The sequence below is a fragment of the uncultured Brachyspira sp. genome, assembly GCF_944390845.1.
GTDB classification, from domain to species: Bacteria; Spirochaetota; Brachyspiria; order Brachyspirales; family Brachyspiraceae; genus Brachyspira; species Brachyspira pulli.
The window spans coordinates 1-9,147 of the sequence record NZ_CALXRM010000104.1; the positions used below are offsets into that span (position 1 = coordinate 1).

The 9,147-nt window shown below is 26.5% G+C and carries 11 protein-coding genes; 3 read left to right on the forward strand and 8 right to left on the reverse strand.

Annotation, left to right across the window (positions count from 1 at the left end):
- Positions 1-444 precede the first annotated feature (444 nt).
- The 4 genes from selD to rplU all read right to left on the reverse strand — a co-directional run bounded on the left by selD (position 445) and on the right by rplU (position 2,574).
- Positions 445-1,512, reverse strand: a complete 1,068-nt coding sequence (selD, locus tag Q0K52_RS13900; RefSeq protein WP_297300468.1) for a selenide, water dikinase SelD — start codon at positions 1,510-1,512, stop codon at positions 445-447.
- Between the two features lie 150 nt (positions 1,513-1,662).
- Positions 1,663-1,917 carry a 50S ribosomal protein L27 gene (gene rpmA / locus Q0K52_RS13905; protein WP_008722752.1) on the reverse strand — a complete coding sequence of 85 codons (255 nt, stop codon included), beginning with the start codon at positions 1,915-1,917 and terminating at the stop codon, positions 1,663-1,665.
- Positions 1,907-2,263, reverse strand: coding sequence for a ribosomal-processing cysteine protease Prp (locus tag Q0K52_RS13910; RefSeq protein ID WP_297300471.1), 357 nt, complete (start codon positions 2,261-2,263; stop codon positions 1,907-1,909). Before Q0K52_RS13910 ends, rpmA begins: the two co-directional genes overlap by 11 nt.
- Positions 2,263-2,574 (reverse strand): 50S ribosomal protein L21, encoded by a 312-nt coding sequence (gene rplU, locus Q0K52_RS13915; RefSeq protein ID WP_297300473.1) that lies wholly within the window; start codon positions 2,572-2,574, stop codon positions 2,263-2,265. Before rplU ends, Q0K52_RS13910 begins: the two co-directional genes overlap by 1 nt.
- 188 nt (positions 2,575-2,762) lie before the next feature.
- Between rplU and Q0K52_RS13920 the strand changes: the two genes are divergently transcribed.
- Positions 2,763-4,214 (forward strand): hypothetical protein, encoded by a 1,452-nt coding sequence (locus Q0K52_RS13920; RefSeq protein ID WP_297300475.1) that lies wholly within the window; start codon positions 2,763-2,765, stop codon positions 4,212-4,214.
- Between the two features lie 5 nt (positions 4,215-4,219).
- Here Q0K52_RS13920 and Q0K52_RS13925 read toward each other — a convergent pair whose 3' ends face one another.
- From Q0K52_RS13925 to coaD, 4 genes are all read right to left on the reverse strand, one after another.
- Positions 4,220-5,206: a FecR domain-containing protein gene (locus Q0K52_RS13925; RefSeq protein WP_297300477.1), complete on the reverse strand. Its 987-nt coding sequence runs from the start codon at positions 5,204-5,206 to the stop codon at positions 4,220-4,222.
- A 94-nt stretch (positions 5,207-5,300) separates the two neighbouring features.
- Positions 5,301-5,918, reverse strand: coding sequence for a 4'-phosphopantetheinyl transferase superfamily protein (locus tag Q0K52_RS13930; RefSeq protein WP_297300480.1), 618 nt, complete (start codon positions 5,916-5,918; stop codon positions 5,301-5,303).
- A 28-nt stretch (positions 5,919-5,946) separates the two neighbouring features.
- Complete coding sequence (gene miaB / locus Q0K52_RS13935; RefSeq protein ID WP_297300482.1) at positions 5,947-7,254, reverse strand: tRNA (N6-isopentenyl adenosine(37)-C2)-methylthiotransferase MiaB; 1,308 nt, start codon at positions 7,252-7,254, stop codon at positions 5,947-5,949.
- 17 nt (positions 7,255-7,271) lie between these two features.
- Positions 7,272-7,760: a pantetheine-phosphate adenylyltransferase gene (gene coaD / locus Q0K52_RS13940; protein WP_297300484.1), complete on the reverse strand. Its 489-nt coding sequence runs from the start codon at positions 7,758-7,760 to the stop codon at positions 7,272-7,274.
- 120 nt (positions 7,761-7,880) lie between these two features.
- On the opposite strand from coaD, the gene Q0K52_RS13945 reads away from it, so the two are divergent.
- Together Q0K52_RS13945 and Q0K52_RS13950 are read left to right on the forward strand one after the other, a co-directional pair.
- Positions 7,881-8,030, forward strand: coding sequence for a hypothetical protein (locus Q0K52_RS13945; RefSeq protein ID WP_297300486.1), 150 nt, complete (start codon positions 7,881-7,883; stop codon positions 8,028-8,030).
- 18 nt (positions 8,031-8,048) lie between these two features.
- Entirely contained in the window at positions 8,049-9,041 is a 993-nt protein-coding gene (locus Q0K52_RS13950) for an ankyrin repeat domain-containing protein (RefSeq protein WP_297300488.1), read from the forward strand.
- Positions 9,042-9,147 lie beyond the last annotated feature (106 nt).

Below are 9,147 nucleotides of genomic sequence, written 5' to 3' on the forward strand. Positions count from 1 at the left end.
ATTTTATACCTTGCACTTTTTGCAACTTTTTGCGGCGGGAAAAAGTTGAATAAAAAAATGACAAACTTAAAAATTTTAGAGTTTGTCAAAAAATACAATTTTAAATTTAGGTTATTTGTGGGGACTAGCCCCCACACCCCCAGTTCTTTTGCGACTGAAAGGAGTGCCTGTGGTATTGACACAAAGAACCTATATCCTCGACAAGCTCGGATACGCTTCGCGAAAGACTGCATTTTTGACACAAATCTTGTTTTTACTTCACATTTCAAACAAAACTTAATAATATTTTATACTATTAATAAACAAAAATTACATTTACAAAAAAGTAAAAATTGACAAAATATAGTTGTTTAGGTATATACTAGAAATTTTTAACTAGGTATAATAAAAAAGCTAACACAAAATGATTGTGCTAGCTTTTATTATTTATTATGAAATAATTGTTTATTTTACTAAATGTATATATTCTTTTTCTTTTTTATGTACTTTTCCTACGATTGAGGCACAGTCAATACCTTCTCTCCATAAGTCAGCTAATATATTTTCAGCATTATCTTTGTTGGCACATATAAATAAACCGCCTGCAGTTTGAGGATCGAAAGATAACATTTTTAAATTATAATCAACATTATCATCTACTAATATATTTTCACCAACATAACGCATATTTGTAAATGCTGCACCAGGTATACAGCCCATATCAAGTACTTCATAACTTTTATTAAACATTGGTAAAGCTGAAGATTCAATTTCTATAGTTACATTGCTTGCTAAAGCCATTTTGTATGCATGACCTATTAATCCGAATCCTGTTATATCTGTGGCACATTTTACATCATATTTATTCATAATAGCACATGCTTTTTTATTTAAAGTTTTCATAGAATTAAATACATCTTCTATATCTTGATCTTTTACAAGTCCCTGCCTCATAGCAGCTAAACAGCTTCCAGTACCAAGAGGTTTAGTTAGTATTATAATATCACCGTCTTTTGCTGCTGAATTTGTTGTGATTTTGTTAGGATTAGCAAAACCAATAACAGCCATTCCGTATTTAACAGTAGTATCTGTTATAGTATGACCTCCAACAACCAATACTCCTGCTTCAGTTGCTTTATCTTGTCCGCCTTTTAATATGTTTGCTAAAATATTTAATGAATCATCTTTAGGAAACATAGTTATATTTAAAGCTAATTTAGGTTCTCCTCCCATAGCATAAACGTCACTTATGGAGTTACAAGCGGCAATTTGACCGAATCCATAAGGGTCAGCTATAACAGGCGGAAAATAGTCTACAGTGAATATTAAAGTATTATCATCTGAAATTTTGTATACTCCTGCATCATCTCCTATATCAACATCAGAGAGTAGGTTAGAGTCTACTTTAGTTTGCATTAATGGTGCTAAAGTTTTTTCGAGTAAATCCGGCGGAATTTTAGCAGAGCATCCGCCTTCTAAAGCACATGATAATAATTGTATTTGTTCTTCCTTATTATTTGTAATATTGTCCATAAAAAACACCTATAAATTATTTTGATTTTATATTAGATAATATACTATTAAACAAAAAATTCAAATATTTTTAGTTGAAAATTAAGTTTAAAAAAATATCCCAACTAAAAAATAGCTGAGATATTTTTTTTATATAAAAATTGCTTTTTATTATTCAGCAACAACTGAAATAGTTTTCTTTCCGAATTTGTTAGTATGGAACTTAACATAACCAGAAGCAGTAGCAAATATAGTATGATCACGACCTATATCAACATTTCTTCCAGCATGGAACTGAGTACCACGTTGTCTAACTATGATGTTGCCGGATATAACTTTTTGACCTCCGTAAACCTTAACACCTAAGCGTTTAGATTGACTGTCACGTCCATTTTTTGAACTTCCACCACCTTTTTTATGTGCCATTTTTATACTCCTCTTTATATTTTATAAAATCAGGATACTCTTTAATTAAAGATTTTATACCTATCAAATATCCATTACTAACTATTTTATATTCTTCTTTTTTATCACTTTCAAGTTTATCAAAATTAATTAATTCTAAACTTAAAAGGCCATCATCTATTTTATATTTTAAAAATCTCTTTCCAAGAATAACCAATGAAGCTCTATATAAAGCCTGTGATAAAGTACTTAATGCTATACAAACTTCATAGCCTTCACCAGATTTTTTTATTCCGGCATGTCCTTGTATTGTTAAATTTTCTATAATAGATTCGCTATTATAAATTACATTAACAATAGATGACATTAAAGAGATATATCTTCAATAGTAATCTTATGGTATTTATGTCTGTGACCAGTTTTTCTTCTGTAATCTTTTCTTCTTTTGTGTTTTCCGATTACAACTTTGTCACCTTTCATCATTTCTACTATTTTAGAACTTACTTTTACGCCTTCAACATAAGGTGTCCCAACTAAAACGCTTTCATCATCTTTTTTAAGAAGAAGTGTTTTAATTTCAGGAGCTTCTGTAGCTTCTTCGCCTAGATATTCTACTAAGATATCTTGGCCTTTTTCAACCTTGTATTGTTTACCTTTTACTTCTACGATTGCATACATTGTAGCTTATCTCCAATTTATATATATTTTTTAATTTGTACAATACTATGAGTATCTTATAGTACTATATTAATGTAATTTTGTCAAGTTAAAAAACGAATAACAATTAAAAAAATAATTACAATATTAATTAAATAGATTTTTTTATAAAAGTATTGTAATATATAAGTGTAGCAAGGTAATAATAAATGAACAAAAAATTACTAGATGATATTAAAAAACTTCATAATAAAAATAGGCATCAGGATATAATAGAGCTTATTAATTCTATAGATGATTTTGAAAAGGATTATAATATAATATCTTTATTGGCCAGAGCTTTAAATAATGTAAAAGATTATAATGGGGCTTTAGATAACTTGATGTATATTAGAGAAGATGGTGTTGATGATCCTTTATGGTATTTTAGGGTAGGGTATGCTTATTTTTATAAAGATGAAAAAGAAACAGCTAAACAGTATCTTTCTAAGGCTATAGAGTTAATTGATGCTTATGAAAAAAAAGATATATTAGAAGCTGCTAAAAGATTATATACTTTATGCTTTGAAGATGAAGATAATAATTTGAATTTTATAAAAAGAATTGATTTGTTTTGGAAATGGTTTGAAGAAAATGAATTCTTAATTTCCAGTATGGTTGAGAATCAATCTGAGGATATAATAAATTTTATATCAAATGGAATTAACATAATATCAAATAATATATCTTTTAATGTCGGCAGAAATTATGAAATTACTTTTTCTATTGACGGAAAAAATTATCTTTTTTATCTTATTCCAAGAATATTATCATCTATGCCAGATAGATTAAAGGAAAAATGGACTTTTTTGCCTTATTTGCCTAGTTCTGACGGAATAAATTTTTCTGTTCAATTAAATAATAAAAAAATAGAAATGCAGGATGTTCTTATAAAAATAGAATTTGACGAAGAAAATGATAAATTTGATTTAATATTCTATAATAAAGATTTAAATGATGTGGATACAGAAGAAGCTTATAATATATTCTTTGTTATGATGGAAAATTCAATAGGTGAGGGATTATCTAGAATATATATAAGGTATGTTGATATCAGCAATAAAAAATTGATAAATATGATTCCTCTAATAGAATTAGAAGAATATATAAAAAAGACATTAACTTTTTTCAGAAAAGATATAATAACAGATCCTATAAATCAATATTTCTCATACACTTTTGAACCTAAAAATATTAATATACTTAGATACGATATAATAGCAGGCATTTCATCATATTATGAAACAATTAATGATTATTATAATGAAAATGTTAATGATATAGTTGAAATTTCAAAATGCGGTGCCAGAGCAATATTTTTGTATTATACTTATGATGCTGAAGGTGATAATGATGAAATTAAGAAAGAAATATTAAATGAAAGATATGAAATACAAGAAAGATTAGAAAGAGAGGTTTTAGGAAGTAAATATAGCGGAAATGAAATAGGCATTGTACTTGGCGGAGCTATGGGAATATATAATATTTATATAGATTTAATTGTTTATGATGAAAATGAGTTCATAAAGAGGGCTAAAATACTTTTGGCTGAATATGACAGAATTTTCTATATTTCTAAGTTTAGAAAATATTCAGATGTAAAAAATATATTTGATTTATAATAACTTTAATTAGCAGAAGCACTCATTCTTTCATCGAATTTTCTTCTTATTCTATCAAATTTTTCTCTAGTTTTTGTTACTGAAGTATTCATTTTGCTTATAGCTTTTTGATTTGCTGTATATATCGTTAATGATTTTCTAGCATAGGCTATCATTTCATTTTTTTTACTAGGCTGTAAATTTATTAATTTTATTATTGTATTATAATATCCTTCATTAGCAGCTATCATTCTATATTGTTTTAATTCCATATCTTTTAATTGTTTTTCGCTTTCTTCAATATTAACTAATGAAACAAAATTTTCATTATTATATGGTATATTTTCCATAGCTTTCATTAAATTTTCTATTGTGTAAATATAATCTTCTCTTGAATCTTCTTCGCCTTTATTTAAAAATACTATAGGATCACTGTCAGCATTTTGATTTATTACTCTTGAATTATTATCTATTGTATTGATATATGCTTCTTTAGGATTTAAAATTCTTTGATCATTATCTGTAACTACATCAATACTTCCATCTCTTAAAACTACTATACTAGAACCATTTTCAGCAAATGCAACATCAAATTGTGTGCCTTTCACTATTGAAGACATATTTGGTGTATGTACTTCTATTAATGAACCTATATCTTTCATAATGTTTACTTTCATATATCCGGCTAATAGAGACAAGGATATTGTATTATCATCTTTTTCTGATGTAGAATTTATAAGTATTATAGTATTTTGAGGTACTATAATAGTTCCTACTTTATCGCCTCTTCTTGTTAAAGTAAGTTCTGCTTGTGTATTGCTGCTTGTTCTTAATCTATAATCGCTATGAACTTCGCTTCCGCGGAAAGCTCTTAATGTTCTGCTTATATCTGTTTTTTCTATGAATGCTAATCCTGATATTTCTGTGACTTTAAATGAAATATCCTGAGGTAATAAAGTATTGCTAAATAATAAAGCAAATAATATCGCTGTTAAAAATATTTTATTAAACATAAACACTCCTTAGTAAAAGATATAGTTGATAATAAATCCCACTAAGTAATATAAGTGTATAGTGTCGTATTAAAAAAGTCAATAGCTTCAAAATTCAAATTTTTATATCTATATTTGGTAAAGTAGGGTAGGCGAATAGCATATTTAAATTAAAATCAGGAAGAACTAAATTTATATCTTCTTTTCCTTTACTATTGCAGCATACGCTTACTATATATGAATCATCAAGTATAAAAGAGGCAAAGAATAGACCGTCAGCTTTTCTTATTTCCCTTTCAATTAAATCAACTTCTATAGAATTTTTTATATCAAATATAGTTTTTCCAAGCATTTTTATATATGCTTCTTTTATAGTCCATATAGTGAAGAAATCTATTTCCAATTTTTGAGAAGTTTCAAGGCATTTGTATTCGCTTTCATAAAAATATTCTTTTGCAATAGATAAAAAATCTCTTTCTCTTATCTTTTCAGCATCTATTCCAACATTATATTCATCACTCATAACTGCAGCAAATAATTCTGAAGTATGCGTACCATTGAAGTATAAATTATTTTCATTTTTGAAATAAGGTTTTTTATTTTCTTCTCTTTCTATAATAAGGTTATTTTTATTATAATGATTTTGAGCCATAGAAAGTACTAAATTTTCTAAACTTTTTCTAGCTTCTTCTCTATCATTATTCTCATTAAAATTGTATTCTAAATAAGTCATATAATAATCCCTTATAATATTTTTATAATTATATAAAATTACCTATTAATGTATGGCTCTTAATTTCTGTAACTTCAGCATTAAATATATCACCCATATTAAGTTCTCTTTCTTTTTTTACTAAAATTATTCTATTCTCTTTGCTTCTGCATAAATAATGCATATTATCTTTTGCTATATCATCTACCATTACAGAAGTTTTTTTACCAACTTGTTTTGATAATAATTTTTGAGCTAATTCTCTTTGATAATTTACAAGATTAGTTAATCTTCTTGCTCCGGCAGCTTTATCGTATTGTATGTTTTTCTTATGAGCAATAGAGCCTTCTCTTTCTGAATATTTATATAGGTATGCTTCTTCAAAACCTATACTTTCAAGTAAGTTTAATGTTTCCTGATATTCTTCTTCTGTTTCATCAGCATATCCAACTATAATATCTGTTGAAATAGGGAAGTCATCAGCATAATCTCTTAAATATGATACTTTTTTGATATATTCTTCTTTTGTATATTTTCTATTCATTAAGTTTAATATTCTATCTGAACCGCTTTGGAAAGGTAAATGTATATGTTTGCATAAGCTATTTAAATTCCATATAGCATCAGCTAAATTTTTATCAAAGTCTTTAGGGTGAGATGTTAAAAACCTTATCCAAATCTTATCTTTAGCTTTTTCATAAATAACTTTGTCTAATTTGTATAATAATTCTGTAAAATTGATTTCATTATCAATATCAAGTCCATAAGAATTAACATTCTGTCCAAGTAATGTTATCTCTTTAGCTCCGTCATCTATTAATCTTTTTAATTCTTCTATGATTTCGCCTGATTTTCTGCTTACCATTTTTCCTCTTGTATGAGGTACTATACAGTAAGTGCACCAATTATTACAGCCATGCGATATAGGTATGAATGCTTTATGAGGCTTGTCTTCATCTACATAAGATTTATTAAATATATAATTATCATTGAATTTTCTTACAAAAACTTCTTCATCTTTTAAATAATCTATTATGTTTACTTCATTATATACATCGAATATCTTATCAACACCGAGTTTTTCAAGATGTTCTTTAGAAGTTTGAGCCATACAGCCCATTATTATTATTTTAGTATTTTTTTTGTTTTTCTTTCTATTTGCATTAAATAATTTCACCCTTGAAAATACTCTTTCCTCAGCATGTGCTCTTACACTGCAAGTATTTATTATAATATTATCAGCATTTTCATGATTTTCTGTTTGTATAAAACCTTCCTGCATTAAAGAATTAATTAAACTATTTGAATCTGCCTTATTCATTTGACAGCCGTAATTTTCTAGGTAAAAATTTTTCATATTCTAATCTTTATTTATTAATTTTTCATGAATTTGGATTTTATTTCATCTACTAATATTTCTGGTACCAAACCATTTATAGGGCCATTAAATTTAAGTATTTCTTTTATTAAAGAAGAACTTACATAGGCATAATTTTCAGATGTATGTAAAAATATAGTATCCATTTCAGGATATAATAATTTATTCATTCTAGCCATTTTTAGTTCATAGTATAGATCTTCACTATCTCTTATTCCTCTGGCAAGTACTTTTATATCATTCTGCCTCATATATTCTGTAACAAGTCCTGATATAGATACTATTTCTATAGTGTCATTTTCTCCCACTACTTTTTTTATCATATTTTTTCTTTCTTCTATAGTAAATGTAGGGGATTTTTCTAAATTAACAGCTACAGATATATAAACTTTTTCAAATATATCAGCCAATCTGTAAAGAACATCGAGATGTCCCAATGTGAAAGGGTCAAAAGTACCCGGAAATATTACTTTTCCATTTTTCATAATGATAGATTATATACAAAATTAATATAATATCAATATAGAAGAATCATTTTTAATATTTTTGTTGACATTTTGTTTTTTTTGTATAATAATATAAATATTCATACTTGCGGAGATTATATGCAGTTCAGTTCAGTTCAGTTCAGTTCAGTTCAGTTCAGTTCAGTTCAGTTCAGTTCAGTTCAGGAATTAGTATATAAAAAATTTTTTTCTAATATAAATATCATATCCAATAATTATCACTATATAAATAATTACTATATTTTATAAATTGAGGTGCTTTATATTATGAAAAAAATTTTATTATGTTTATTTATTTTAAAATTGTCATTATTTCCTCAAATTTACATAGAAGAATTATACGATGCAATAGAAAATAATAATACAAGAGAGATTCAGAATATAGTAATCAGTTATAATGTAAATTTAAATAATATTTATCTGAATAGGGAATCTTCTTTTGCATCTATATATGGGGATTCTTATTATACTTATACCCCATTAAATTGGGCAATACTTTGTAAAAATATAAATTCTATAGATACTCTTTTAAAATTAGGGGCAAATTTAGAGATTGAAACAGAATATGATTATTACACATATCATTTTAGTATGCGTCCATTAATGCTGGCAGTAAATTTATCGAATTCTCAAAATATTATATCTTTTTTGATAAAGAAAGGTGCAAATATAAATGCCAAAAACGATGAAGGAAAAACAGCATTAATGTATTCTTGCTGTACTGAAATAGAACATAAAAGTTTTACAGATTATACTAAGATACTTATTAATGCTGGGGCAAATATAGATATGAGAGATAATGAAGAAAGAACAGCTTTAATGTATGCCGCTTATTCTCATAGCAGTACTTCTGTTGATTTACTTATAAAAAATAAGGCTGATATAAATGCTAGGGATATATATGGTTCTACACCATTAATGTACGCTTGTTTTAATTCTAATAAAGATAGTTTTGGTACTTTAAATCCAGATGTTGTAAAATTACTCATTAAATATGGCTGTGATACAAATGCTTATGATAACTATGGGAATACCGCTTTATTATATGCTGTTATGGTGGCAAGGGATACTTTATATCAGGTAAAAGATGAAAATAATAAAGATTATAAAAATATTTATGATACTATAAAGTTTTTAATAGATAATGGTGCCGATGTTAATGTGAAAAATAATAGGGGAGAGACCCCATTGTCTATATCTTCAGGAAATATTACTGATTTGCTGATGGAATCAGGTGTTTATCTCAATAATTATATGTAGCTTATTTTATTCTAAAAAATAATAAAAAACTTTGCACAGGAGCCAGACATATTGCATTAAGTATTCCTTAGTTTTTTAAAGTATAACATAGGTGTATCATAATTTA